At 55.3% G+C, this 26301-nt stretch carries 22 protein-coding genes; 13 read left to right on the top strand and 9 right to left on the bottom strand.

Annotation, left to right across the window (positions count from 1 at the left end; genetic code table 11):
* Nucleotides 1-41: 41 nt before the first annotated feature.
* From DK872_RS18285 to DK872_RS18275, 3 genes are all read right to left on the bottom strand, one after another.
* On the bottom strand, nucleotides 42-1007 hold the full coding sequence (locus tag DK872_RS18285) for a DMT family transporter (protein ID WP_071920090.1): 966 nt from the start codon (nucleotides 1005-1007) through the stop codon (nucleotides 42-44).
* A 75-nt stretch (nucleotides 1008-1082) separates the two neighbouring features.
* Nucleotides 1083-1907 carry an AraC family transcriptional regulator gene (locus DK872_RS18280; protein ID WP_161518685.1) on the bottom strand — a complete coding sequence of 275 codons (825 nt, stop codon included), beginning with the start codon at nucleotides 1905-1907 and terminating at the stop codon, nucleotides 1083-1085.
* An 81-nt stretch (nucleotides 1908-1988) separates the two neighbouring features.
* A complete protein-coding gene (locus tag DK872_RS18275) occupies nucleotides 1989-2837 on the bottom strand; it encodes an SDR family oxidoreductase (RefSeq protein ID WP_007372780.1) in 849 nt (282 codons plus the stop codon).
* 84 nt (nucleotides 2838-2921) lie between these two features.
* Here DK872_RS18275 and DK872_RS18270 point away from each other — a divergent pair, with 84 nt between their 5' ends.
* Entirely contained in the window at nucleotides 2922-3314 is a 393-nt protein-coding gene (locus DK872_RS18270; RefSeq protein WP_007372781.1) for a helix-turn-helix domain-containing protein, read from the top strand.
* 89 nt (nucleotides 3315-3403) lie between these two features.
* Here the strand turns inward: DK872_RS18270 and DK872_RS18265 are convergent, their stop codons facing one another.
* On the bottom strand, nucleotides 3404-5350 hold the full coding sequence (locus DK872_RS18265; RefSeq protein ID WP_149289247.1) for a bifunctional 2',3'-cyclic-nucleotide 2'-phosphodiesterase/3'-nucleotidase: 1947 nt from the start codon (nucleotides 5348-5350) through the stop codon (nucleotides 3404-3406).
* Nucleotides 5351-5540: 190 nt separating this feature from the next.
* On the opposite strand from DK872_RS18265, the gene cysQ reads away from it, so the two are divergent.
* On the top strand, nucleotides 5541-6281 hold the full coding sequence (gene cysQ, locus DK872_RS18260; protein ID WP_007372783.1) for a 3'(2'),5'-bisphosphate nucleotidase CysQ: 741 nt from the start codon (nucleotides 5541-5543) through the stop codon (nucleotides 6279-6281).
* Here the strand turns inward: cysQ and DK872_RS18255 are convergent.
* Entirely contained in the window at nucleotides 6271-6828 is a 558-nt protein-coding gene (locus tag DK872_RS18255) for a YtfJ family protein (protein WP_071920092.1), read from the bottom strand. The genes cysQ and DK872_RS18255 overlap by 11 nt on opposite strands.
* A 325-nt stretch (nucleotides 6829-7153) precedes the next feature.
* On the opposite strand from DK872_RS18255, the gene DK872_RS18250 reads away from it, so the two are divergent.
* Nucleotides 7154-7360 (top strand): DUF1107 domain-containing protein, encoded by a 207-nt coding sequence (locus tag DK872_RS18250; RefSeq protein ID WP_003856054.1) that lies wholly within the window; start codon nucleotides 7154-7156, stop codon nucleotides 7358-7360.
* A 78-nt stretch (nucleotides 7361-7438) separates the two neighbouring features.
* Here DK872_RS18250 and DK872_RS18245 read toward each other — a convergent pair whose 3' ends face one another.
* A complete protein-coding gene (locus DK872_RS18245; RefSeq protein WP_007372785.1) occupies nucleotides 7439-8776 on the bottom strand; it encodes a hemolysin family protein in 1338 nt (445 codons plus the stop codon).
* A 179-nt stretch (nucleotides 8777-8955) separates the two neighbouring features.
* Nucleotides 8956-9600: a peptide-methionine (S)-S-oxide reductase MsrA gene (gene msrA, locus DK872_RS18240; protein ID WP_007372786.1), complete on the bottom strand. Its 645-nt coding sequence runs from the start codon at nucleotides 9598-9600 to the stop codon at nucleotides 8956-8958.
* A 244-nt stretch (nucleotides 9601-9844) separates the two neighbouring features.
* On the opposite strand from msrA, the gene tamA reads away from it, so the two are divergent.
* The 3 genes from tamA to DK872_RS18225 are packed head-to-tail and all read left to right on the top strand — an operon-like array spanning nucleotide 9845 to nucleotide 15704.
* The gene (gene tamA / locus DK872_RS18235) at nucleotides 9845-11578 is read left to right on the top strand and encodes an autotransporter assembly complex protein TamA (protein WP_007372787.1); all 1734 of its coding nucleotides are present in this window, start codon (nucleotides 9845-9847) and stop codon (nucleotides 11576-11578) included.
* A complete protein-coding gene (gene tamB, locus DK872_RS18230) occupies nucleotides 11575-15351 on the top strand; it encodes an autotransporter assembly complex protein TamB (RefSeq protein ID WP_007372788.1) in 3777 nt (1258 codons plus the stop codon). The genes tamA and tamB overlap by 4 nt, the downstream gene beginning before the upstream one ends.
* A 2-nt stretch (nucleotides 15352-15353) precedes the next feature.
* Nucleotides 15354-15704 carry a gamma-glutamylcyclotransferase gene (locus DK872_RS18225; protein ID WP_035943051.1) on the top strand — a complete coding sequence of 117 codons (351 nt, stop codon included), beginning with the start codon at nucleotides 15354-15356 and terminating at the stop codon, nucleotides 15702-15704.
* Between the two features lie 198 nt (nucleotides 15705-15902).
* Here DK872_RS18225 and ppa read toward each other — a convergent pair whose 3' ends face one another.
* A complete protein-coding gene (gene ppa / locus DK872_RS18220) occupies nucleotides 15903-16433 on the bottom strand; it encodes an inorganic diphosphatase (protein ID WP_023478348.1) in 531 nt (176 codons plus the stop codon).
* Between the two features lie 403 nt (nucleotides 16434-16836).
* Here ppa and ytfQ point away from each other — a divergent pair, with 403 nt between their 5' ends.
* The 6 genes from ytfQ (at nucleotide 16837) to DK872_RS18190 (ending at nucleotide 23559) form a co-directional block, all read left to right on the top strand.
* Nucleotides 16837-17793, top strand: coding sequence for a galactofuranose ABC transporter substrate-binding protein YtfQ (ytfQ, locus tag DK872_RS18215; RefSeq protein WP_035887016.1), 957 nt, complete (start codon nucleotides 16837-16839; stop codon nucleotides 17791-17793).
* 54 nt (nucleotides 17794-17847) lie between these two features.
* On the top strand, nucleotides 17848-19350 hold the full coding sequence (gene ytfR / locus DK872_RS18210; RefSeq protein WP_007372792.1) for a galactofuranose ABC transporter, ATP-binding protein YtfR: 1503 nt from the start codon (nucleotides 17848-17850) through the stop codon (nucleotides 19348-19350).
* A 13-nt stretch (nucleotides 19351-19363) separates the two neighbouring features.
* On the top strand, nucleotides 19364-20386 hold the full coding sequence (gene ytfT / locus DK872_RS18205; RefSeq protein ID WP_007372793.1) for a galactofuranose ABC transporter, ATP-binding protein YtfT: 1023 nt from the start codon (nucleotides 19364-19366) through the stop codon (nucleotides 20384-20386).
* A complete protein-coding gene (yjfF, locus tag DK872_RS18200; RefSeq protein ID WP_007372794.1) occupies nucleotides 20373-21371 on the top strand; it encodes a galactofuranose ABC transporter, permease protein YjfF in 999 nt (332 codons plus the stop codon). The genes ytfT and yjfF overlap by 14 nt, the downstream gene beginning before the upstream one ends.
* Before the next feature lie 111 nt (nucleotides 21372-21482).
* A complete protein-coding gene (locus tag DK872_RS18195) occupies nucleotides 21483-23048 on the top strand; it encodes a methyl-accepting chemotaxis protein (protein ID WP_007372795.1) in 1566 nt (521 codons plus the stop codon).
* 13 nt (nucleotides 23049-23061) lie between these two features.
* Nucleotides 23062-23559, top strand: coding sequence for a DUF2569 domain-containing protein (locus tag DK872_RS18190; protein ID WP_007372796.1), 498 nt, complete (start codon nucleotides 23062-23064; stop codon nucleotides 23557-23559).
* A gap of 45 nt (nucleotides 23560-23604) precedes the next feature.
* On the opposite strand, the gene fbp is transcribed toward DK872_RS18190, so the two are convergent.
* Nucleotides 23605-24603 carry a class 1 fructose-bisphosphatase gene (gene fbp / locus DK872_RS18185; RefSeq protein ID WP_007372797.1) on the bottom strand — a complete coding sequence of 333 codons (999 nt, stop codon included), beginning with the start codon at nucleotides 24601-24603 and terminating at the stop codon, nucleotides 23605-23607.
* 276 nt (nucleotides 24604-24879) lie between these two features.
* Here fbp and mpl point away from each other — a divergent pair, with 276 nt between their 5' ends.
* Nucleotides 24880-26262: a UDP-N-acetylmuramate:L-alanyl-gamma-D-glutamyl-meso-diaminopimelate ligase gene (gene mpl, locus DK872_RS18180; RefSeq protein ID WP_161518684.1), complete on the top strand. Its 1383-nt coding sequence runs from the start codon at nucleotides 24880-24882 to the stop codon at nucleotides 26260-26262.
* The last annotated feature ends 39 nt before the right edge of the window (nucleotides 26263-26301 follow it).

The following is a 26301-nucleotide window of genomic DNA, read 5'->3' as shown; positions in this document are numbered from 1 at the left end:
GCTTCAGACTGACCAAACCCGGCGCATAATGCCGGGTTTTTTTATTCCTGTTGTACCGGAATGACGCTCGCTTTTTGTGGTTTTGACAGCACGGCCATCACCACGCCACACACCAGCAGCACAATGCCGCAAAAGGTGAGCAGCGGCGGGATGCTCTGGCGCAGCAGGAAGGTATACAGCAGCCCGGCCAGCGTTTCGAAAACAATCAGCGGGCCGACAATTACCGTTGGCAGACGCTGGCAGGCAATATTCCAGCATAGCGCGCCCACCCACGAGCAGAGCACGGCAATGGCAAACATCAGTACGATAAACACCAGTGGATGCGGGCCGAACGGCAGGGAAAAATCGGGCTGCTGCACGCCGAGCCACAGACAGGCGGCGAGATAACCGACCAGCGAGACGGGCAACGTGACCAGCGCCTGCGCCGTCGCCCACATCATCGGATTTTTATCCGGGTTCTCCCGCAACCAGCGGGCGTTACGCAGGGCATACCATGCCCAGCAGCCTACCGAGGTAAATGCCAGCGCGATCCCCGTACCGTAACGACGCCAGGTGAAATCCGGCAGGCCATGGCGCAGCTCGGCGATATTGACGCACAACAGGCCGATCGCGATGCAGGCGAGCGCGGGTGCCAGCCGACGCCAGGAGAGTTTGCCGTCCCGCTGGCTGTAAAGCAGGTTGGCGCACACCGGAATCACCACCGGCAGGGTGGCGATGATCATGGTCGATACCGGAGCACCAGTGCGCTGGATGGCGCTCGCCAGGCAGACGTAATAAATCAGGTTGCCCATCATCGTCAGCGCCAGCGCAGTCATCCAGTCGCTGCGCGTTAACTGGCGCAGACGTACGCGCCCAAGCCACGCCAGCGGCAGGGCGATCAGACCCAGTGCCAGATAACGGCCGGTGGATTGCAGTACCGCCGGATAATCCGGCACAATCAGCGGCCCAACGAAAATTAATCCCCACAGCAGCCCGGCCAGCAGGGCATACAACACACCACTAATCATCATTCCATCCACGTTTACATTGGCTGTCGTCAGTGTAGGGAAGCGAGGGTGCGGAATATTGTATGAGATTGCGCATTAACGGCGGGCGACTTGCTTCTGGTAACGCACCGGAGTGATGCCGTAGCGGTGGGTAAAGGCGCGTGTCAGATGCGATTGATCCGTCAGCCCGGTCATGGCGGCGACATCCGCAGCGGGCATGCCCTGTGTGAGAAATGCTTTTGCCCGCCACAGGCGGATCGCCATCAGCATCTGATGCGGCGTAACGTGGAAGTGGGCCTTGAACTGGCGCTGAAAATGGTACGGGCTAAGCGCGGCAACGCTTGCCAGCTCGTCCAGCGTCAGGCTGTGCATATAGTTGTCGTGCAGATAGTCGCGCACGCGTTCAAAACGGTGTGCGCCTTCCGGGCGCTGCGGCGCGTGATGCGCCAGCGGGCGAAAAGTATCGATCAGATCCAGCAAAATGCTTTGCTGCGCCAGTGGATCGTCGGTGTGCCACAGACCATGGATCTGTGTGCAGATCTGCCTGGTGCGCAGCGGATCGTTACGCATTACCTCGCTGAACCACCAGTGGCGGACGCCGGTCACCTCTTCGAGCAACTGCGGATCGAGATAGACCATGCGATAACGCCAGCCATCGTCGGCTGCGGCTTCGCCGGTGTGCAGCTTGTCGGGGTTCATGGTGACCACGGAATTGACCGGAGCGACATACTGCGTGCCGCGATAGCGGAAGCGTTCGGCACCGGCTTCAATGGCGCCAATACCAAACGCTTCATGGGTGTGGGGTTCGAATGCGTACCGGGAGATATGCGCGTGGTACAGCTCAACGCCCGGCACTTTCGCCAGGTGGCGAAAGCGGGCGCGATCTCGCTCATCGTTAAACTGCTCTGGTACGCCTTCCACAATGCATCTCCACGCGGGTCATTGCTGCATTATTCAGGATGACCCGGCGGCAAGCTACAAAAATTAACCAATATTTAACCGTTACGCCAGGGCGTTAACGCTGTCAGCGATCGGTGTGGTCGGGCGGCCAATCAGCTTGCTGAGCGTTTTGCTGTCGTCAAACAGACCGCCTTTTGCGGCTCCGGCATCGGAATCCGCCAGCAGATTAGCAAACACGTCCGGCAGGCCTGCACCTTTCAGAGCGGCGGCGAAATCTGCCTCGCTCAGATTCTGGTAGACGATGTTTTTGCCGCTGGCTTTGCTTAACAGGGCAGCCAGTTCACTCAGCGTCCAGCCATTGTCGCCCGCCAGTTCATAAACTTTCCCGGCATGACCCTCTTCGCTGATCACACGAGCCGCAGCGGCAGCATAATCCGCGCGGGTCGCCGAAGCGATTTTGCCGTCGCCTGCGGCACCGATAAAGACGCCGTGCGCCAGTGCAGCCGGTGCGCTGGCAAGGTAGTTTTCGCTATACCAGCCGTTGCGTAGCAATGCATACGGAATGCCGGATTCAGCAAGCATTTTCTCGGTTTCAACATGTTCGACGTGCAGGCCGAGCGGGGATTTATCCGCATGAAGCAGGCTGGTGTAGGCGATAAATTTCACCCCGGCGGCTTTAGCGGCGTTGATCACATTGCGGTGCTGCGCGGCACGCTGGCCCACTTCGCTACTGGAGATCAGCAGCAGTTTATCGACGCCTGCCAGCGCCTGCGTTAGCGCGGCCTGGTCGCCGTAGTCGGCCTGACGCACCAGTACACCCTGTTTGCTCAACGCTTCGGCTTTCGCCGGGTTACGGACAATGGCGACAATCTGTTTTGCCGCGACGGTTTTCAGCAGCTCTTCTACCACAAACTGGCCCAGTTGGCCGGTCGCGCCGGTAAGTGCGATCATGGTGTTCTCCTTACGTGTTTAGTGAGTGTTGTGGTAAGCTATCATCCACACTAACTTTTAGTAAGTACGTACAAAAAGGTAAGTATGAAAACAGCTTCTGCCCCCCGGACCCTGAGTGAACTGGTACGCGACGGCAATTTGTTCGCCGAGCAGTGTCCGTCGCGGGATGTCCTCAAACATGTAACCAGCCGCTGGGGCGTGTTGATCCTCGTGGCGCTGCGCGATGGCACGCACCGTTTTAGCGATCTGCGCCGCAAGATGGGCGGCGTCAGTGAAAAGATGCTGGCGCAAAGCCTGCAATGGCTGGAGCAGGATGGTTTTATTAACCGCGTCGCATACCCGGTTGTACCGCCGCATGTGGAGTATAGTCTGACCCCGCTTGGCGAAGAGGTCAGCGAGAAGGTTGCCGCGTTGGCGGACTGGATAGAACTGAATATTCCGCAGGTGCTGGCGCATCATGCGAAACAGGTGGCGTAAGTCCGGTAAGCGTTAGCGCCACCGGGAAGATGCCGGATGGCGCTGTGCTTATCAGGCCGACAAAAGCCTGGTCTCCCGGATTGGGTTAATCACGACTTGTTTAAATCGATGCTATAAATCGCAAAGCCGATGTCGTCGTTCCCCACTTTTTGCATCGGATAACGCGCGTTCTGTTTAATAAACGCGGCGGCTTTCTCCGTTGGCGCGGTTTCAAAACGAATATCCAGCTTGTGGCTTGCGTGAACCGGTGCCAGTTGCCAGTTGTTATCGGCGGCGGGATGGATTTCCCCGACGCGCTTCGTTTCATCGCTGATCCACTTTGCCAGCACGGCGCGGTTTTCATCCGGCGAAGCAAACGCGATATGGCTGTCGCCCGTTCCGGCAAACTTACCGCCATAGGCGCGGTAATTATTGGTGGCGACGAGGAAAATCGCGTTCGGATCGATGGGTTTGCCGTTAAACGTCAGATCCTTAATGCGTTCCGCCTGCGGGTTTATGCTCTGGCATTCGCCGTCGTAACGCGCAGGCTGTGTCACATCGATCTGATAGTTCACGCCGTCGATAACATCGAAGTTATAGGTGCGGAAACCGTCCCAGTTAATCAGGCTTTGCGGCTTATCGCTGTTGGGATCGATTTGATTGAACTGCCCGGCAGAGCACTCCAGCCACTCTTTCACCTCTTTACCGGTCGCTTTTACCACCACCAGCGTGTTGGGGTAGAGGTAGAGATCGGCGGCGTTACGGAACGTGAGCTGACCTTTTTCCACCTCAACAAAACTGGCCGGATCGTTTTTACGCCCGCCTGCTTTAAACGGCGCGGCGGCAGAGAGCACCGGCAGTTTTGCCAGATCCGGATCGCCCTGAATAAAGTGCTCCACGTAGGCTTTTTGCGCGTTATTCACCACCTGTACGGTCGGATCGTCCTGCACCAGCGACAGGTAGCTGTACATGTTGTCGGCCGATTGACCAATGGCCTTCCCCACAAAATGACGCGTGGCATCGTGATCGTGTTTGAGGATCGCGACCAGCTTGCTGTCTTCACCGACGAGGGCTTTTTTCGCCGCCGCGTCGTAAATGGGGCGCGCTTCGGCTCTGGATTGCGTCACCTGCCATTTGCCGGAATCGTTGTTCAGCACCAGATCGACCACGCCGAGATGGTCGCCCCACATGCCTGGCATCACCGACGGAATACCGTTCAACGTGCCTTTGCTGATATCCGCGCCTTTGATGGCGGCAAAATCTTTACCCGGGAAGACGGCGTGAGCGTGACCAAACAGAATGGCATCGACGCCCGGCACTTCACTCAGGTAATAAACGGAGTTTTCCGCCATCGCCTGGTACGGCTCCGCCGACAGCCCGGAGTGCGCCACCACGACCACCAGATCGGCACCTTTGGCACGCATTTCCGGCACGTAGTGACGCGCGGTTTCGGTGATGTCATTGACCGTCACTTTGCCGTTAAGGTTGGCTTTATCCCACACCATGATTTGTGGTGGCACAAAGCCGATATAACCGATGCGCAACGTGTGGGTTTGGCCCTCTTTATCCTGCACGGCGGTCTCTTTAATCAGGTAAGGCGTGAACAGCGGTTTTTTGCTTTTTGCATCAATAATATTGGCATTCACATAAGGGAATTTCGCCCCCGCCAGCGCTTTGTGCAGGTAATCAAGGCCGTAGTTGAATTCATGGTTGCCGAGGTTACCCACGGCGTAATCAAGGGTATTCATCGCCTTATAGACCGGATGAATTTCTCCCGCTTTAATCCCCTTTGCCGCCATATAGTCGCCCAACGGGCTACCCTGGATTAAGTCGCCGTTATCCACCAGCACGCTGTTTTTGACTTCGCCCCGCGCGGCGTTGATCAGGCTGGCAGTGCGCACCAGTCCGAATTTTTCCGTCGCGGTATCTTTGTAGTAATCAAAATCCATCATGTTGCTATGCAAATCAGTGGTTTCCAGAATACGTAAATCCACCGTTGCTGCCTGCACGCTGGCCGCAATCAGCGTCGCCAGAAGCGTTGCACTAAACTTAATCATCAGAGGCATCCTTTTTCGATCTAAGCCACAAAAGAAATTGTTATGTACATTTTGTTGCTTACAGAACTGTGAATACTGCCATAAAAGTGAGCCAAGAAAACGCAAGCGCTATCACAGATGGCGGATTCCGGTGCAATGCGATATAAGTAAAACAACGAGTTACAAACCACTGAACAGATAAGAGGTGGATATGTTAGATGCAATTTGCCAACTCGCGCGGGAAGCGGGTGACGCCATTATGCAGGTATATGATGGTCACAAACCGATGGAGGTCACCAGCAAGGTCGATGATTCCCCGGTAACCGCCGCAGATATTGCGGCCCATGGCGTGATTGTGCGCGGTTTGCAGGCGCTGACACCGGATATTCCGGTGCTCTCGGAAGAGGATCCGCCCGCGTGGGAAATCCGCCAGACATGGGGACGCTACTGGCTGGTGGATCCGCTGGACGGCACCAAAGAGTTTATCAAACGTAACGGCGAGTTCACTGTCAATATCGCTTTGATTGAAAAGGGGAAACCTGTGCTGGGCGTGGTCTACGCGCCGGTGCTGAAAGTGATGTACTCTGCCGCTGAAGGCAAAGCGTGGAAGGAAGAAGCGGGGCATCACCAGCAGATTCAGGTGCGCGATGCGCGTCCGCCGCTGGTCGTAGTGAGCCGCTCCCATGCCGACGATGAACTGAAAGAGTATTTGCAGCAGTTAGGCGAACATCAAACTACGGCGATTGGTTCATCGCTGAAGTTCTGCCTGGTTGCGGAGGGGAAAGCGCAGCTCTATCCGCGTTTCGGGCCAACCAGCGTCTGGGATACGGCGGCAGGGCATGCTGTTGCGGTAGCTGCCGGGGCGCATGTTCACGACTGGCAGGGGCGTGCACTGGATTACACCCCGCGTGAATCCTTCCTCAACCCCGGCTTTCGGGTCTCTATTTACTGAGTAACTTGTGCAGCAGGTCGATCACCTGCTGCACTTCTTGCTGGCTCAACCCACCGTCTTTAGCAAACTGCACGCGGCCTTCTTTATCCAGCACGATAATTGCAGAACTCTCTTCGTCCAGTTGCCACGCTTTGCGCGTCACGCCTTCGCTATCGACAATAAATTGCGACCAAGGATAGAGCTTCTTGTTGCTCTCAATGCTGCTGCGCACAAACATAGCGCTGCCCGGAATGGCATCATCGGTGTTGACGATGGTGGTGGTTTGATAGCGGTCATGGGGCAGATTTGCGGCTTTGATCGCTTCAATCAGCCCGGCATTCTTCTCTTTAGCGGAGGTGCGACCAGCAATATGCTGTACAACCCGCACTTTGCCTGGAAGCTGGGCGCTGTTCCAGTTTTTATAGCTAAACTTGTCATTATCAAGAATCAACTCCCCTCTGTCGGCAATGCCCACAGGCGGCACGCGCTGATTGGTTTCGAAGTTATGGGCTGAAGCCATCAGCGGCAGTAACAGGCATGTCGCTGCCAGGATAGAACGTAGGGTCATGGTGTTTCCTTATCGTTATGCAGGTGATCCGACCACTTGAATTACGGTTTTAATCATAAGTGCGATCTATATGTTTTTCCCGCAAGCAGGATGCCAGTTTGCGGGCGGACGCACATATCTGTGAAAAAAAGTGGCTTTATACTGCGCAGATTAAGGGACTGAAAAGAATATTCTGAATAATTGTCATCAAAAGGTAAATAAAGTTATTCACACTATGTATGAGTGAGGTTCTGAACTATAGTCATTGAGCATTAAAATTTGCGCTCATCAACGCTGGTCCGATTGTGGTACCGCAAGGGCGTAATGCTTTACAGGAGAAACAAGAATGAAAATTTTCCAGCGTTACAACCCACTTCAGGTGGCTAAGTACGTAAAAATCCTGTTCCGTGGACGGTTGTATATCAAGGACGTTGGCGCTTTCGAGTTCGATAAGGGTAAGATCCTTATCCCGAAAGTGAAGGACAAACAGCATCTGTCTGTGATGTCCGAAGTCAACCGTCAGGTTATGCGTCTGCAAACTGAGATGGCTTAACCAACCCGTTGTGCTATGCAGTAGTTTAAGTACTAAAAAAAACGGCCCCACAGGGGCCGTTGATATTTCTGCAGGCGATTACGCCGCGCCTTTATCTTCCGCGTCGGGTAGCTTCGGTGTCAGCACCGCCGCGCGAGTGTCGATACGGGTAACCAGCAGCTGATCGATGCGATAGTTATCGATATCCACCACCTCAAACTTGTAGCCGGAGAATTTCACCGCATCGGTGCGCTTCGGGATCTTACGCAGCATAAACATCATAAAACCGCCGATGGTTTCATAGTTGCCGGACTGCGGGAATTCATCGATATCCAGCACGCGCATCACGTCATCAATCGGCGTGCCGCCATCTATCAGCCATGAGTTTTCATCACGGGCGACAATCATCTCTTCCAGCCCCTGGCCGATCAGATCGCCCATCAGCGTGGTCATCACGTCATTAAGGGTGATAACCCCGACCACCAGCGCGTATTCGTTCATGATCACCGCGAAGTCCTCACCGGCGGTTTTGAAACTTTCCAGCGCTTCCGACAGGGTTAAGGTGTCCGGCACGATCAGCGTGTTGCGGATCTGCACGCCGCTGTTGAGCGCCATGCTTTGATTCGCCAGCACGCGGTTGAGCAAATCTTTGGAATCGACATAGCCGACAATATGGTCGATATCACCATTACAGACCAGAAATTTAGAATGCGGATGTTCGGAGACTTTGTTTTTCAGGCTCTGCTCATCTTCATGCAGATCGAACCAAATCACGTTCTCGCGTGAAGTCATTGACGACGGCACGGTGCGTGACTCCAGCTCAAACACGTTCTCAATCAGTTCATGTTCCTGTTTACGCAGCACCCCGGCTAAAGCACCGGCTTCCACAACGGCATAAATATCGTCGGAGGTGATGTCGTCTTTGCGCGCCATCGGCAGTTTGAAAATGCGGAAGATGACGTTGGCCAGGCCGTTGAAGAACCAGACCAGCGGGCGGAAAACGAACAAGCAGAAGCGCATCGGGTTGATGATACGCAAAGCCACGGCTTCGGGCGCAATCATACCGATGCGTTTCGGTGTCAGGTCGGCGAACAGGATAAACAGCCCGGTCACCAGCGAGAAGGAGATAATAAAGCTGAGCTGTTCGGCCAGCTCCGGGGAAACCACGTTGATCAACATGCTGTGAAAAACGGGCGAGAAGGCCGCATCGCCGACGATACCGCCAAGAATGGCGACGGCGTTAAGGCCAATTTGCACCACCGTAAAGAAGGTGCCGGGCGTTTCCTGCATTTTCAGAATGCGTTGCGCGTTGATGTTGCCTTCATCGGCAAGCAGTTTGAGCTTAATTTTTCGCGATGCGGCGAGTGAAATCTCTGACAACGAGAAAAACGCACTTACCGCGATCAGACAGAGTATGACTAAGATGCTGTTTAACATAATTTATCCAGCTGTTAACCGGATCCTCGGAAGGGGTTTTGAATATCCATGTGGTAAACACAATGAAAGCCGGCCCGAAGCGGTGAGCCGGCAATTTCGAGGGGTAGTATAGCGTAAGCCTGTCGCAAGCTGCCAGAGGCTTAATTTTCGCCGAATTGCCTGAGAATTTCCTTATGGTTTTACGGGTTAAGCTGCGGCGGTAAACAAACCCCAATCCCACCGATACCGCAGTATCCATGCGGGTTTTTATACAGATACTGTTGGTGCTCATCTTCCGCGTAGTAGAACGGCGTTGCGGATTTGATCTCCGTGGTGACGGTTCGCGCATCTCCGGCGCTGCGCATGGCCGCCTGGAAGCGTTCAAGGCTGGCGCGCGCTGCGGCGTTTTGCTCTGGCGTCAGCGGGTAGATCGCGGAGCGGTACTGGGTGCCAAGATCGTTACCCTGACGCATTCCCTGTGCCGGATCGTGGTTTTCCCAGAACATCTGCAACAGCTGCTCGTAGCTCACCACTTTCGGGTCGTATACCACGCGCACAGCTTCGGCATGGCCGGTCTGTCCGGTGCACACTTCACGGTAGGTCGGGTTTGGCGTATAGCCGCCGGTGTAACCCGCAGCGGTGCTGTAGACGCCCGGTAACTGCCAGAACAGGCGCTCTACGCCCCAGAAACAGCCCATAGCAAACAGCGCAATCTCCATACCTTCCGGAACATGGCTCATTGAATGCTCGTTAACAGCGTGTAAACTGGCGACTGGCATGGGTGTATTGCGTCCGGGCAATGCATCTGACTGAGAAACAAGGTCTTTTTTATTGAAAAAGCTCACGGTGATACCTCCCGGCGAGAGTAATTGCGGTTAGGGTTGTGTTGCGGCGTGTGTTTTAACACAATAAACATCACAAATCAGGCTAGATTTAAACATAAGAAATTTTGGGCTAGCCGTCCGTTTTTCAACCTGCATTAGCGGGTTTTTATCAGCCTGTGTTCTGCATAAAAGCCTACCAGGCTCAGCGCGGAGTTGCGCTTACGTTTCCTTCCAGAGGTGGGAACAAGGATATTCAGGAGAGAACGTGCCAAAGATCCGTCTTTTATGTTTTACCGGTTTGTTGCTGGCGAGTGAAACGGCTTTTGCCGCGAATGTACGATTACAACTGGAGGGATTAACGGGCGAACTGCAAAAAAACGTGCGCGCTCAGTTGTCCACTATCCAGAGTGATGAAGTGACGCCGGATCGGCGTTTTCAGGCACGTGTTGATGATGCTATCCGCGAAGGGTTGAAAGCCTTAGGCTACTACGAACCTACCATCGATTTCGAACTGCGGCCGCCGCCGGCAAAAGGGCGCCAGGTATTGATTGCCCGCGTCTCTGCGGGCGAACCGGTGTTGATTGGCGGCACCAATGTGATCCTGCGCGGCGGCGCACGTGACGACCGCGATTACCTGGCGCTGCTCAAAAAGCGTCCCGCTATTGGCACTGTGCTGCACCATAACGATTACGACAATTTCAAAAAATCCCTCACCAGTGTGGCGCTGCGCAAAGGCTACTTTGACAGCCAGTTCATTAAAAGCCAGCTTGGCGTCGCGCTCGATCGCCACCAGGCCTTCTGGGATATCGACTACGACAGCGGCCAGCGTTACCGCTTTGGCGCGGTGACCTTTGAAGGTTCGCAAATTCGCGATGAATATCTGCAAAACCTCGTCCCGTTTCATGAAGGGGATTACTACCAGACCCAGGATCTGGCGGAGCTGAACCGTCGTTTGTCCGCCACCGGCTGGTTTAACTCTGTTGTGGTTGCTCCGGAATTTGATAAAGCGCGTAAGACCAAAGTGCTGCCGCTGAAAGGCGTGGTGTCACCACGTACGGAAAACACCATCGAAACGGGGGTTGGTTACTCTACCGATGTAGGGCCGCGGGTTAAAGCGACGTGGAAAAAGCCGTGGATGAACTCTTACGGTCACAGCCTGACCACCAGCATGAGCGTCTCAGCGCCTGAACAGCAACTTGATTTCAGCTATAAAATGCCGCTGCTGAAAAACCCGCTGGAACAATATTATCTGGTGCAGGGCGGCTTTAAACGTACCGATCTGAATGATACTGAAGCGGATTCCACCACGCTTGCGCTGTCGCGCTATTGGGATCTCTCCAGCGGCTGGCAGCGGGCGATTAACCTGCGCTGGAGCCTCGACCACTTTACGCAGGCCAGCGTCACCAACACCACCATGCTGCTCTATCCCGGCGTGATGATCAGCCGGACCCGCTCGCGCGGCGGCCTGATGCCGACCTGGGGCGACTCGCAACGCTACTCGGTCGATTACTCCAACACCGCCTGGGGATCGGATGTCGATTTCCTCGTGTTGCAGGCGCAAAACGTCTGGATCCGCACGCTTTACGATCGCCACCGCTTTGTGGCGCGCGGCAATCTCGGCTGGATCGAAACCGGTGATTTCAACCGCGTACCGCCGGATCTGCGCTTCTTCGCCGGGGGCGATCGCAGTATTCGCGGTTACAAATACAAATCCATCGCGCCGAGAGATGATGACGGCAAGCTGATCGGGGCATCCAAGCTGGCGACCGGTTCGCTGGAGTACCAGTACAACGTGACCGGGAAATGGTGGGGCGCCGTATTCGTTGACAGCGGCGAAGCGGTCAGCGACATCCGGCGCAGCGATTTTAAAACCGGGACCGGTGTTGGCGTGCGCTGGGAATCGCCAGTCGGGCCTATCAAGCTCGATTTCGCCGTGCCGGTCGGCGACAAAGATGAACACGGATTACAGTTTTACATCGGTCTGGGGCCAGAATTATGAGTTTATGGAAGAAAATCAGCCTCGGCGTACTGGTGTTTATCCTGCTGCTGCTGGCAACCGTAGCCTTTCTGGTGGGTACTACCAGCGGGCTGCATCTGCTGTTTAACGCAGCGAACCGCTGGGTGCCGGGGCTGGAAATCGGCCAGGTTACCGGCGGCTGGCGCGATCTGACGCTGAAAAACCTGCGCTACACGCAGCCTGGCGTGGCAGTTAAGGCCGGGGAGATCCACCTTGCGGTCAAACTGGGTTGCCTGCGTAACAGCAGCCTGTGCGTCAACGATCTGTCGCTGAAAGAGATTAACGTCGCCATCGACAGCAAACAGATGCCGCAGAGCGCGCCCGTAAAGGAAGAGGAGAGCGGGCCGCTGAATCTCTCCACGCCCTATCCGATTACCTTAAGCCGGGTGGCGCTGAACAATGTAAACATCAAAATCGATGACACCACGGTATCGGTGATGGATTTCAGCACCGGGCTGAACTGGCAAGAAAAGAACCTGACGCTAACGCCGACCTCGCTGAAAGGGTTGCTAATTGCGCTGCCGAAAGTGGCCGATGTCGCGCAAAAAGAGGTGGTGGAGCCGAAGATCCAGAACCCGCAGCCGCAGGAAAAACCGCTGGGCGAAACGCTGAAAGCGCTGTTTGACAAACCGCTGCTGCCGGAAATGACCGATGTGCACCTGCCGTTGAACCTCAATATTGAGGAGTTCCGCGGCGAACAGTTGCGTCTGACCGGCGACACCGATCTTCTGGTCAGTAGCCTGCTGTTGAAAGTCAGCAGCATCGACGGACAGATGAAGCTTGATGCGCTGGATATCGACTCCAGCCAGGGTACGGTCAACGCCACCGGCAGCGCGCAACTGCATGATAACTGGCCGGTGGATATCACCCTCAACAGCACGCTGAATATCGATCCGCTGAAGGGTGAGAAGGTGAAGCTGAAAGTCGGCGGCGAAATGCGTAAGCAGCTTGAGGTTGGCGTGAATCTCTCCGGCCCGGTTGATATGGTTTTACGGGCGCAAACGCAGCTTGCCGAAGCGGGATTGCCGCTCAACCTTGAGTTGACGAGCCAGCAACTTTACTGGCCGTTTACCGGGACAAAACAGTTCCAGGCGGACGATACCAGACTGACCTTTTCCGGCAAAATGACCGATTACGCACTGTCGTTCCGTACGGCGGTGAAAGGACAGGATATTCCCCCGGCAACCATCACGCTGGACGGTAAAGGTAACGCGCAGCAGATCAGCCTTGATAAGTTGACCGTCGCCGCGCTGGAGGGGAAAACCGAGCTGAAAGCGCTGCTCGACTGGCAGCAGGCGATCAGCTGGCGCGGCGAACTGACGCTTAACGGTATTGATACGGCAAAAGCCTTCCCCGAGTGGCCGTCAAAACTGAACGGCCTGATCAAAACCCGTGGCAGCCTGTACGGCGGGAGCTGGCAGATGGATGTGCCGGAGCTGAAGCTCAGCGGCAACGTGAAGCAAAACAAAGTGAGCGTTGACGGGCAACTGAAGGGCAACAGCTATTTGCAGTGGACGATCCCAGGCCTGCATCTGGCGCTGGGGAAAAACAGCGCCGATATCAAAGGCGAGCTGGGGGTTAAGGATTTGAACCTCGACGCTAACATTGATGCGCCGGGTCTGAATAATGCGTTGCCGGGCCTCGGTGGAACGGCGAAAGGCGTGGTGAAAGTGCGCGGTACGGTCGATGCGCCGCAAGCGCTGGTGGACATTACTGCCAATGCGCTGCGCTGGCAGGAGCTGTCTGTCGCCCGCGTTCGCGTTGAAGGAGATGTTACGTCCAGCGATCAGATCGCCGGGAAACTCAACGCGCGCATTGAGCGTATCGCCCAACCGGGCGTGAACCTCAGCCTGGTGACGCTGAATGCCGACGGCAACGAAAAGCAGCACAAGTTGCAGTTGCGCGTGCAGGGCGAGCCGGTCTCCGGGCAGTTGAATCTGGCCGGAAGCTTCGATCGCCAGCAGCAGCGCTGGAAAGGGACGCTGAGCGATACCCGCTTTACCACGCCAGTTGGTCCATGGTCGATCAACCGGCCAATCACCCTTGATTACCGTAATCTGGAACAGAAAATCGCTATCGGCCCGCACTGTTGGCTGAACCCCAACGCCGAACTGTGCGTGCCGCAGACCATTGATGCAGGTGCGGAAGGGCGGGCGGTAGTGAATCTGAACCGCTTCGATCTGGCGATGCTGAAACCGTTTATGCCGGATACCACACAAGCGAGCGGCGTATTCAGCGGTAAGGCGGATGTGAGTTGGGACACCACCAAAGCGGGCCTGCCGCAGGGCGAGGTGACGCTTTCCGGGCGCGGCGTGAAGGTCACCCAGGAGGTGAATGGCGCACCGCTGCCGGTGGCGTTCGATACCCTGAACCTGAATGCGCAGCTCCGTAACAATCGTGCCGATCTCGGCTGGTTGATTCGCCTGACGAACAACGGTCAGTTTGATGGTCAGCTACAGATTACCGATCCGCAGGGCCGACGTAATCTGGGCGGCAATGTGAATATCCGTAACTTCTCGCTGGCGATGGCCAACGCCATCTTTAGCCGCGGCGAGAAAGCGGCAGGGACGCTGAATGCCAACCTGCGGCTGGCGGGGAATGCACAAAGCCCGCAATTGTTCGGGCAACTGGGGCTGAATGGGCTGGATGTGGAGGGCAATTTTATGCCATTTGACATGCAGCCCAGCCAGTTGGCGATCAATTTCAACGGCATGAGTTCGACGTTGCAGGGCGTGGTGCGTACCGGGCAGGGGCAGATCAACCTCAGTGGGGATGCTGACTGGCGGCAACTGGATAACTGGCGCGCGCGCGTGGCGGCGAAAGGCAGTAAAGTACGCATTACTGTGCCGCCGATGGTGCGGCTGGATGTCTCGCCGGATGTGGTATTTGAAGCCACGCCAAGCCTGTTTACGCTCGACGGAAATGTCGATGTGCCGTGGGCGCGCATTGTGGTGCACGATCTGCCGGAAAGCGCTGTGGGCGTCTCCAGCGATGAGGTGATGCTCAACAACGATCTGCAACCGGAGCAGCCAAAGAGCGCGTCGATTCCGATCAACAGCAATCTGACTGTCCACGTCGGCAATAACGTGCGGCTGGATGCTTTCGGTCTGAAAGCGCGGCTGACCGGCGACCTGAAAGTGGCGCAGGATAAGCAAGGTCTGGGGCTGAACGGGCAAATTAATATCCCTGAAGGGCGTTTCCATGCGTATGGCCAGGATCTGATTGTGCGCAAAGGCGAACTGCTGTTTTCCGGTCCGCCGGATCAACCGTTGCTGAACATTGAGGCGATCCGTAATCCGGACTCAACCGAAAACGATGTTATCGCCGGGGTTCGCGTCACCGGTACGGCCGATGAACCAAAAGCCGAGATCTTCTCCGATCCGGCGATGTCGCAGCAGGAGGCGCTCTCTTATCTGCTGCGCGGGCAGGGTCTGGATAGCGAGCAGAGCGACAGCGCGGCAATGACTTCTATGCTGATTGGCTTAGGGGTTGCACAAAGTGGTCAGGTTGTGGGTAAAATCGGCGAGACATTTGGCGTCAGCAATCTGGCGCTGGATACTCAGGGGGTAGGCGACTCCTCCCAGGTGGTGGTCAGCGGCTATGTTCTGCCGGGTCTACAGGTCAAATATGGTGTAGGAATTTTTGACTCACTGGCGACTCTCACGTTACGTTATCGCCTGATGCCTAAGCTGTATCTTGAAGCGGTGTCTGGCGTAGATCAGGCACTAGATTTGCTCTATCAGTTTGAGTTTTAGCAATGCGAATATTTGTCTACGGCAGTTTACGACGCAAGCAGGGCAACAGCCACTGGATGACCAACGCTCAGTGGCTGGGGGACTTTTGCGTCGAAAATCATCAGCTGTATAGTCTGGGGCATTACCCGGGGGCTGTTCCGGGCGAAGGAAACGTGAAGGGCGAAGTTTATCGCATCGATGCGGCAACGCTCGGCGAGCTGGATGCTTTACGTACCGCAGGGGGCGAATACAAACGTCAACTGATCCAGACGCCTTATGGCAGCGCCTGGATGTATGTGTACCAGCGTTCGGTTGAGGGAAGAACCTTGATTGAAAGCGGTAACTGGCTTGACAGGGAACTGTACCAGAAGTAATCAGTCATAGAGAGCCGCGCCACAGGGCGCGGTTTTTCTTTTTGTGGGCCACAGGAATTTTTCGTCTGCTGGCACCCGACCAACGCTTAATACAGATCGTTGCACTGTGCAGGTCGGATAAGGCATTTCATCGATGCGCAGCCATAAAAAAAGCCCCGGGCGCATAATGCGTACCGGGGCTTTTTTTATTAAACCGTATTATTTTTTGGCAGCGCGTTCGAAGGAAGCAACGATTTCCGCTTTCGCGGCTTCAGCGTTGTCCCAGCCGTCCACTTTCACCCATTTGCCTTTTTCGAGATCTTTGTAGTGCTCGAAGAAGTGGGTGATCTGCGCTTTCAGCAGTTCCGGCAGGTCGTTCACATCTTTAATGTGATCGTACTCTTTGCTCAGTTTGGTGTGCGGAACAGCAACCAGTTTCGCATCTTCGCCGGATTCGTCGGTCATTTTCAGTACGCCAACCGGACGGCAGCGGATCACAGAGCCTGGCTCCAGCGGGTACGGCGTCGGCACCAGCACGTCAACCGGGTCACCATCCAGGGAGAGGGTGTGGTTGATGTAACCGTAGTTGCACGGATAGAACATCGCGGTGGACATGAAACGGTCAACGAACAGCGCGCCGCTTTCTTTGTCAACTTCGTATTTGATCGGGTCAGCGTTGGCCGGGATTTCGATAACCACGTAGATATCTTCTGGCAGATCTTTACCCGCCGGGACGTTCAATAAGCTCATGTTTGTTTCCTTTAAAATGTGTGGCAAACAAGTGCCGGGTATTATAGCCAACTGGCGGTGAATGTCTTGGCCTGTTTTAACTTACGCACACATTTTCAGAGCGTTTCGCATTCCCTTTTTATGACCGTTTTATCCATAACAATAGCAGCATACTGAATAATTTTGTGGAAGCGATTACAGCGTAATTTTTCACCTCATTGCAACAGTTAAATTTCCGTAAGATCAAGAGCGGATTTAGGGTACATAAGAGTGCGTCATTTCGCGCGCCAGATCTCAACTGGCAATCAACAATTCATTCACTTTTCCGATTTGTGATGTAACGCATTCTGTTACATCGCGGTTTGTCTATAGTTTTCCTCGCAGGTGAAGTTGTAGCCAACAATAACCCTACGAGGATGCTCTTATGTGGAAGCGCTTACTTCTTGTCACAGCAGTTTCGGCAGCCATGTCGTCTATGGCGATGGCCGCCCCTTTAACCGTAGGATTTTCGCAGGTCGGATCAGAATCCGGCTGGCGAGCCGCTGAAACCAACGTCGCGAAAAGCGAAGCCAGCAAACGCGGCATTACGTTGAAAATCGCCGACGGTCAGCAAAAACAGGAAAACCAGATCAAAGCCGTACGTTCGTTTATCGCTCAGGGCGTGGACGCGATCTTTATTGCACCAGTGGTGGCAACGGGCTGGGAGCCGGTACTGAAAGAAGCGAAAGACGCCAAAATTCCGGTGTTCCTGCTCGATCGCTCCATCGATGTTAAAGATAAATCGCTCTATATGACCACCGTCACCGCCAACAACATTCTTGAAGGCAAGCTGATTGGCGAATGGCTGGTGAAAACCGTGGCTGGCAAACCGTGTAACGTCGTCGAACTGCAAGGCACCGTCGGTGCCAGCGTGGCGATCGATCGTAAGAAAGGGTTTGCCGAAGCGATTTCTACAGCCCCCAACATTAAGATCATCCGTTCGCAATCCGGCGACTTTACTCGCAGTAAGGGTAAAGAGGTGATGGAGAGCTTCATCAAGGCGGAAAACAACGGCAAAAACATTTGCATGGTTTACGCCCATAACGATGACATGGTGATTGGTGCGATTCAGGCGATCAAAGAAGCGGGCCTGAAACCGGGCAAAGATATCCTGACCGGCTCCATCGACGGCGTGCCGGATATCTATAAAGCAATGATTGACGGCGAAGCCAACGCCAGCGTCGAACTGACGCCGAACATGGCTGGCCCGGCGTTCGACGCGTTAGAGAAATTCAAAAAAGACGGCACCCTGCCGCCGAAGCTGACCATCACCAAATCCACGCTCTATCTGCCGGATACGGCAAAAGAGGAGCTGGAGAAAAAGAAAAATATGGGTTACTGAGTCGCGAAAACCCTCTCCCCAGCGGGGAGAGGGTAACGGTTTAAGGGGTCGACAATGAACGCGGAAGCACACCAGGAAATCCTGCGTACCGAAGGCTTAAGTAAATTCTTTCCCGGCGTAAAAGCGCTCGATAACGTGGATTTCAGCCTGCGGCGTGGCGAGATCATGGCGCTGCTTGGGGAAAACGGTGCCGGGAAATCAACGCTGATTAAAGCGTTGACCGGCGTTTATCATGCGGATAAAGGGGCTATCTGGCTGGAAGGTCAGCAGATCAACCCCAAAAATACCGCCCATGCACAGCAGCTCGGCATCGGTACCGTGTACCAGGAAGTGAACCTGCTGCCGAATATGTCGGTGGCGGATAACTTATTTATTGGCCGCGAACCGCGGCGTTTTGGTTTGCTGCGGCGCAAAGAGATGGAAAAACGCGCGACCGAGCTGATGGCATCTTACGGTTTCTCGCTGGATGTGCGCGAGCCGCTCAACCGTTTCTCGGTGGCGATGCAACAGATCGTCGCGATCTGCCGCGCCATCGATCTGTCAGCCAAAGTGCTGATCCTCGATGAACCGACTGCCAGCCTGGATACCCAGGAAGTGGAGATGCTGTTTACGCTGATGCGTCAGCTTCGCGACCAGGGTGTCAGCCTGATTTTCGTCACTCACTTTCTCGATCAGGTTTATGAAGTTAGCGATCGTATTACCGTGCTGCGTAACGGCGGTTTTGTTGGCTGTCGCGAAACCCGTGAGCTGCCGCAAATCGAGCTGGTGAAAATGATGCTGGGCCGCGAACTGGACAGCAACGCGCTTCAGCGTGCCGGTCGTACGCTACTGAGCGATAAACCGGTTGCGGCGTTCAGCGGCTTTGGCAAAAAAGGCGTAATCGCGCCGTTTGATCTGGAAGTTCGCCCCGGCGAAATCGTCGGCCTGGCCGGGCTGCTGGGTTCCGGGCGCACTGAAACCGCCGAAGTGATTTTTGGCATCAAACCCGCCGACAGCGGTAGCGCGATCATCAAAGGTAAAAGCCAGACACTCCGTTCACCGCACCAGGCTTCGTGCCTGGGGATCGGTTTTTGCCCGGAAGATCGCAAAACCGACGGCATTATCGCGGCGGCCTCCGTCCGTGAAAACATTGTGCTGGCGTTGCAGGCGCAGCGCGGCTGGCTGCGGCCGATTCCGCGCAAAGAGCAAAACGCGATTGCCGAACGTTTCATCCGCCAGCTGGGGATCCGCACGCCGAGCGCTGAGCAGCCGATTGAGTTTCTCTCCGGCGGCAACCAGCAAAAAGTGTTGCTCTCGCGCTGGTTGCTGACCCGGCCTCAATTTCTGATCCTCGATGAACCGACGCGCGGTATCGACGTCGGCGCGCACGCTGAGATCATTCGTCTGATTGAAACCCTCTGCGCCGATGGTCTGGCGCTGCTGGTTATCTCCTCTGAACTGGAGGAGCTGGTGGGCTATGCGGATCGCGTGATTATCATGCGCGATCGCAAACAGGTGGCGGAGATCCCGCTCGCAGAGCTGTCGGTTCCGGCGATCATGAATGCCATTGCGGCGTAAGGAGTAGAGTGTGATGCCTCAAACTGTGGGTCAAACCGGGCAGCCGAAGCGCCGCTTTAACTGGCCCACCGGAACGCCCCAGCTTATCGCGCTGGTGCTGGTTCTGGTGGTGGACAGCCTGGTCGCGCCCCATTTTTATCAGGTGGTGCTGCAGGATGGTCGCCTGTTCGGCAGCCCGATCGACATTCTTAACCGCGCGGCGCCCGTCGCGTTGCTGGCGATTGGTATGACGCTGGTGATCGCTACCGGCGGCATCGATCTTTCTGTTGGCGCAGTAATGGCGATTGCGGGTGCAACGGCGGCATCGCTCACCGTCTCCGGGCACAGCCTGACGGTGGTGCTGCTGGCCGCGCTGGGCACCGGCGTGTTGGCCGGATTGTGGAACGGCATTCTGGTGGCGATCCTCAAGATCCAGCCTTTTGTTGCCACGCTGATCCTGATGGTGGCAGGGCGCGGCGTGGCGCAGCTAATCACCTCCGGGCAGATCGTCACTTTTAACGCGCCGTCACTGGCGTGGATCGGCAGTGGATCGCTGTTGCTGTTCCCGACGCCGGTGATTATCGCGCTGCTCACGCTGGTGCTGTTCTGGTTGTTTACCCGTAAAACGGCGCTCGGCATGTTTATTGAAGCGGCAGGGATTAATATTCGCGCGGCAAAAAACGCCGGGGTGAATACGCGCGTCGTGGTGATGCTGACCTACGTATTGAGTGGCGTGTGCGCAGCTATCGCCGGGGTGATCGTCGCGGCGGATATTCGCGGCGCAGATGCCAATAACGCCGGGCTGTGGCTGGAACTGGATGCCATTCTGGCGGTGGTCATTGGCGGTGGTTCGTTAATGGGCGGGCGCTTTAACCTTGTACTCTCGGTGATTGGCGCGCTGATTATTCAGGGTATGAATACCGGGATTTTGCTCTCCGGTTTCCAGCCGGAACTCAACCAGGTCGTAAAAGCGGTGGTGGTGATGTGCGTACTGATTGTCCAGTCGCCGCGCTTTATCGCGCTGATTAAAGGAGTACGCGGTCATGATAAAACGTAATTTGCCGCTGATGATAACGTTAGGCGTGTTTGTGCTCGGTTATCTCTACTGCCTGACGCAGTTTCCCGGTTTCGCCTCGACGCGTGTGATTTGCAATATCCTGACGGATAACGCTTTTCTGGGAATCATTGCCGTTGGTATGACCTTCGTGATCCTCTCCGGAGGTATCGATTTATCCGTCGGCTCGGTGATCGCCTTCAGCGGTGTCTTTCTGGCAAAAGCGATCGGTGACTGGGGAATTTCGCCGCTGCTCGCTTTCCCGATTATTTTACTGATGGGCTGCGCTTTCGGCGCGTTTATGGGGCTACTGATCGACGCGTTAAAAATCCCGGCATTTATCATTACTCTCGCGGGGATGTTCTTCCTGCGTGGCGTCAGCTACCTGCTTTCGGAAGAGTCGATTCCGATTAATCACCCGATCTATGATTCACTCTCCAGCCTTGCGTGGATGATCCCTGGCGGCGGGCGGTTGAGCGCTATGGGATTATTAATGTTGCTGGTGGTGGTCATGGGGATTTTCCTCGCTCACCGCACCCGTTTTGGCAATGAAGTGTATGCCGTTGGCGGCAATGCGACGTCGGCGAACCTGATGGGGATCTCCACCCGCGGCACCACCATTCGCATCTATATGCTTTCTACCGGCCTTGCGACGCTGGCGGGCATTGTCTTCTCGATTTATACCCAGGCTGGTTACGCGCTGGCGGGCGTAGGTGTGGAACTGGACGCCATTGCCTCGGTGGTCATCGGCGGGACACTGCTCAGCGGCGGCGTGGGTACGGTGCTGGGAACGCTGTTTGGCGTGGCGATTCAGGGGTTGATCCAGACCTATATTAACTTCGATGGGACGCTCAGCTCGTGGTGGACGAAAATCGCCATCGGCATCCTGTTGTTTATTTTTATCGCGTTGCAACGTGGCCTGACCGTGCTGTGGGAGAACCGTCAAAGCTCTCCTGTCACACGCGTTAACACAACGGCAATAAAGTAATAACATATTGAAATAATTACTTTCTCCTAAAGTAAATCCGGTAGCGGTCGATAACTGACGAAATGGGCTTAATTTACGCCAAAAAGTATCGCTGCTACCGGAATTCACATCATGCTTAAAACGCTTTCGATCCGTACTGGTTTACTTTCTTTGCTGGCTGTTATGACGCTTCTGCTGCTGCTGGTCAGCGGCATCGGGGTGTATGCACTCAATAAAAGCTCCTCGTCGCTGGAGCGAATTAATCAACTTCAGGGCCAAAAAATGGCGCGCCTGAGCGAGGGGTACACGCTGATTTTGCGGGCGCGTAACGAAGCTGGCCAGGCGGTGCGGATGATGGAAGTGGGGCTGCTGGATGACGCGGCGAAATCCGTGAAGCAGATCAACGGCGAAATCGCGCAGGGCGAACAGTCTCTCAGTGACGTGATCGCCTCCGGTGTGGATGATGAGCAGGGTTCCGCACTGCTTGCCCAGGTGGCGAAAAGCTACGGCGATTACGTGAACCAGGGCATTAAACCGATGCAGGATGCGCTGAATCAGCAAAGTGCGGATGCCTACTACGATTTACTGGAAAACAAACTGATCCCCATCTCCCGCCAGTTCGATAACGATATGCAAGCCTTCCAGAAGTGGGGCGAAGCTCGCGGCAGAGCGGAAGTGGACGCCGTACAGAGCAGCAAACGTGCTGTGATGTTGCTGATTCTGGTGGTGGCGCTGCTGGTGGCCGGGATTATCGTGCTGGCCTGGCTGGCGCTGCGCCATATGCTGCTGAAACCGCTGGATCGTTCGATCGAACAGCTTGAACAGGTTGCGGCTGGCGATTTGATCGCAGTTAAAGCCGAGGCGAGCAGTAAAGAGTTTAACCGTCTGAACGCGGCCATCGAAGAGATGCGTCACTCGCTGATAAGCTCCGTTACCCGCGTTCGCGATGCCAGCGCGCAAATCGATACCGGCAGCCGTGAACTGGCCGCTGGCAACGTCGATCTGTCGCAACGCACGGAATCAACGGCGACATCGCTTGAACAAACGGCTGCCAGCATGGAGCAGATCACCGCCACGGTGAAACTGAACGCCGACAACGCCGAACAGGCGCATAAACTGGCTAAAACCGTTTCCGATACCGCCGATCGCGGCAGCGAAATGGTGTGCTATGTGATTGAAAAAATGCGCGATATCTCCAGCAGTTCCGATCGCATCGCCGATATTCTCAGCGTGATTGACGCCATTGCCTTCCAGACCAATATCCTTGCGTTGAACGCCGCGGTCGAAGCGGCGCGTGCGGGAGAGCAGGGGCGTGGTTTCGCGGTGGTGGCCGGGGAGGTGCGTAATCTTGCCAGCCGCAGCGCCGAATCGGCGAAAGAGATCCGCCAGCTTATCAGCAGCTCGCAGGCGCAGGTCTCTGAAGGCAGCGATCTGGCGATGCAGGCGGGTGAAACGATGGATGAAATCGCCGAAGAAGTGCTGCGTATGACCAAACTGATGCGCGAAATCGCCAACGCATCGCAGGAGCAGAGCCGGGGCATTGAGCAGGTCAATATAGCGGTCAGTCAGATGGATGAAACCGCGCAGCAGAATGCGGCGCTGGTACAACAATCGTCTGCCGCGACCCGTTCGCTGGAAGAGCAGGCGCGCGAGCTGTTGCAAGCGATGGCATCATTCCGCCTGCAAACCCAGGGATAATCAAGGAAGGGAAATGGGTGTTTGTATTCAATGTGATAACGAAGCGCTGAAAGACAGCGATTACTGCGCGGTGTGCGAAGAGCGCGAGTTTAAAAAGATCCGCGGCTGGTTGTTTGTACCGGCGATTGGCCTGCTGGTGTCGCTGATTGCGATCATTGTCTCGATTAACACCACCACCAAAGTGTTGATGGAGCACTACAGTGTCATCGGCACAGGGCCGAAAGCGCTGCTGATTTACGAACTGGTTTTCTATATCGCCATGTTCGCTTATACGCTGTTTGTTTGCGGCCTGTTCTTTCGTAAAAAGCGTCAGCTTCCGCGCTTTTACATTGGTTTCCTGCTGATTTGGCTGGTTTTTTACGGTGTTGATTTATTGCTGGCGCACTACCTTATCGGGCTGCCGTTCGTCTTCGAAACGGTGAAAGCGTTGATTCGCAATGCGATAAGCGCAGCGATTTGGGTGCCGTATTTCCTCATCTCCGGGCGCGTTAAACGGACTTTCGTGCGCTAAAAAAAAGCGCCACAAATGTGGCGCTTTATTCCTCTTTCCCTGCGCTTACGCGTCCGGGAATTCACGCATAAAACGTTCTACATCATCAACCATGTGCTCATTGCCGACGAAGAACGGACGGCGCTGGTGCAGGCTTTCCGGTTGAATATCCAGAATGCGCTCTTTCCCATCGCTCGCTTTGCCGCCCGCTTGTTCAGCGAGGAACGCCATCGGATTGCACTCATACAGCAGGCGCAGCTTCCCTTGCGGGTGGCTTGCGGTGCTTGGGTAGAGGTAGATGCCGCCTTTCAGCAGGTTGCGGTGGAAATCCGCGACCAGCGAGCCGATATAGCGCGTGGTATACGGACGGTTGGTCGCTTTATCCTCTTCCTGGCAGAACTTCAGGTACTTTTTCACGCCCTGCGGGAATTTGATGTAGTTACCTTCGTTGATGGAGTAGGTATTGCCACGCTCCGGGAACTTCATACGCTCCTGGCACAGGCAGAAAACGCCGAGTGATGGATCGTATGTAAAGGCGTGAACACCGCAGCCGGTGGTGTAAACCAGCATGGTGGACGAGCCGTAGACCACGTAGCCCGCAGCAACCTGTTTGTTGCCCGGTTGCAGGAAGTCTTCTTCCGTAACCGGCGTGCCGACAGGAGTAACGCGGCGGTAAATAGAGAAAATGGTCCCGACAGAGACGTTAACGTCGATGTTCGATGAGCCATCAAGAGGATCCATCAGCACCACGTATTTGGCGTGTTCACAACCTTCGAAAACGACAATTTCGTCCTCTTCTTCAGAAGCGATACCGGCCACGATATCGCGTGCGCGAAGTGCAGCTTTCAGTTTTTCGTTTGCGAACAGGTCGAGTTTTTGTTGCTCCTCGCCCTGGACGTTTTCAGCACCGCTTGCACCCAGGATATCGACCAGACCGGCCTTATTGATATCGCGATGAATGATCTTGGCGCCCAGTTTTATCGCCGACAGCAAAGCAGTTAATTCACCGGTGGCGTGTGAGAACTCGTGCTGCTTTTCGACAATAAATTCACCTAACGTTTTCATAACACTTTCCCTGCATGTATATGGAGTAAAGCGATCTTGTCCTGAAGGTTTCAGGTTGCTGGCGACAGCAAGTTCCGGATAGTAAACAGCCTGAACCTTAACAGCCAGCGCTTTCGAAGTCGAAAACGCGACGGACATACAACAATACTAACAAAGATTCAAAAGTCCGTGCTCAGGTGAATCGCGCCAGCAGTATGGGGATTATCCTGAAATGCATTTCTCAGACGTTAAACATATGCGTAAAATGTGCGCCAGTTTTGGAAAGGATAAAAACGTATGCGCATTCATATTTTGGGGATTTGTGGCACTTTCATGGGCGGCCTGGCCTTGCTGGCGCGTTCGCTGGGACATCAGGTGACGGGCTCCGACGCCAATATTTACCCGCCGATGAGCACGCTGCTTGAAAAGCAAGGTATTGAGCTAATTGAAGGTTATGACTCAAGCCAGCTCGATCCTGCACCGGATTTGGTGATTATCGGCAACGTCATGAAGCGCGGTAATCCATGCGTGGAAGCGGTGCTGGAGAAAAACATTCCGTTTATGTCCGGCCCGCAGTGGCTGCATGACTTTGTTCTGCGCGATCGCTGGGTCGTTGCCGTTGCCGGTACGCACGGCAAAACTACCACCGCCGGGATGGCAACCTGGATCCTCGAAGCCTGTGGCTACAAGCCGGGCTTTGTCATTGGTGGCGTTCCGGGGAACTTTGAGGTTTCTGCGCGTCTGGGCGACAGCCCTTTCTTCGTCATTGAAGCCGATGAGTATGACTGCGCGTTCTTCGACAAGCGTTCCAAATTCGTTCATTATTGCCCGCGCACGCTGATTCTGAATAACCTTGAATTCGATCATGCGGATATTTTTGATGACCTGAAGGCGATTCAGAAGCAGTTCCACCACCTGGTACGCATCGTGCCGGGGCAGGGGAAAATCATCTGGCCAGAAAACGACATCAACCTGAAGCAGACCATGGCGATGGGCTGCTGGAGCGAGCAGGAACTGGTGGGCGAACAGGGCCACTGGCAGGCGAAGAAACTGACCACCGATGCCTCAAGCTGGGAAGTATGGCTGGACGGCGCATGTGTCGGGCAGGTGAACTGGGGGCTGGTGGGCGAGCACAACATGCACAACGGTTTGATGGCCATTGCCGCTGCGCGCCATGTTGGCGTTGCACCGGCGGATGCCGCCAGTGCACTGGGCTCGTTTATCAATGCCCGCCGTCGTCTGGAGCTGCGCGGGGAAGCGAACGGCGTAACGGTGTATGACGATTTCGCGCATCACCCGACGGCGATCCTCGCCACGCTGGCCGCGCTGCGCGGTAAAGTCGGCGGCACGGCGAAAATCATCGCCGTGCTGGAACCGCGCTCCAACACGATGAAAATGGGCATCTGCAAAGACGATCTGGCGCCATCGCTGGGACGCGCCGATGAAGTGTTCCTGCTGCAACCGCAGCATATTCCGTGGCAGGTTGCGGAAGTGGCAGATGCCTGTGTGCAGCCTGCTCACTGGAGCGCGGATGTCGATACGCTGGCGGAGATGATCATCAAAACCGCACAGCCTGGCGATCACATTCTGGTGATGAGCAACGGCGGTTTCGGCGGCATTCATCAGAAGCTGCTTGATGGCTTAGCGAAAAAAGCTGAGGCCGAAGCGGAAAAGCTCTGACGGCTGGCTGAAATAAAAAAACCGCGCCGGGAAACCAGC

Source organism: Kosakonia sp. MH5 (assembly GCF_009935945.1).
In the GTDB taxonomy this organism is placed as follows: domain Bacteria; phylum Pseudomonadota; class Gammaproteobacteria; order Enterobacterales; family Enterobacteriaceae; genus Kosakonia; species Kosakonia radicincitans.
The sequence above is the reverse complement of the archived record's forward strand: the minus strand, read 5'-3'. Positions and strand labels throughout refer to the sequence as shown.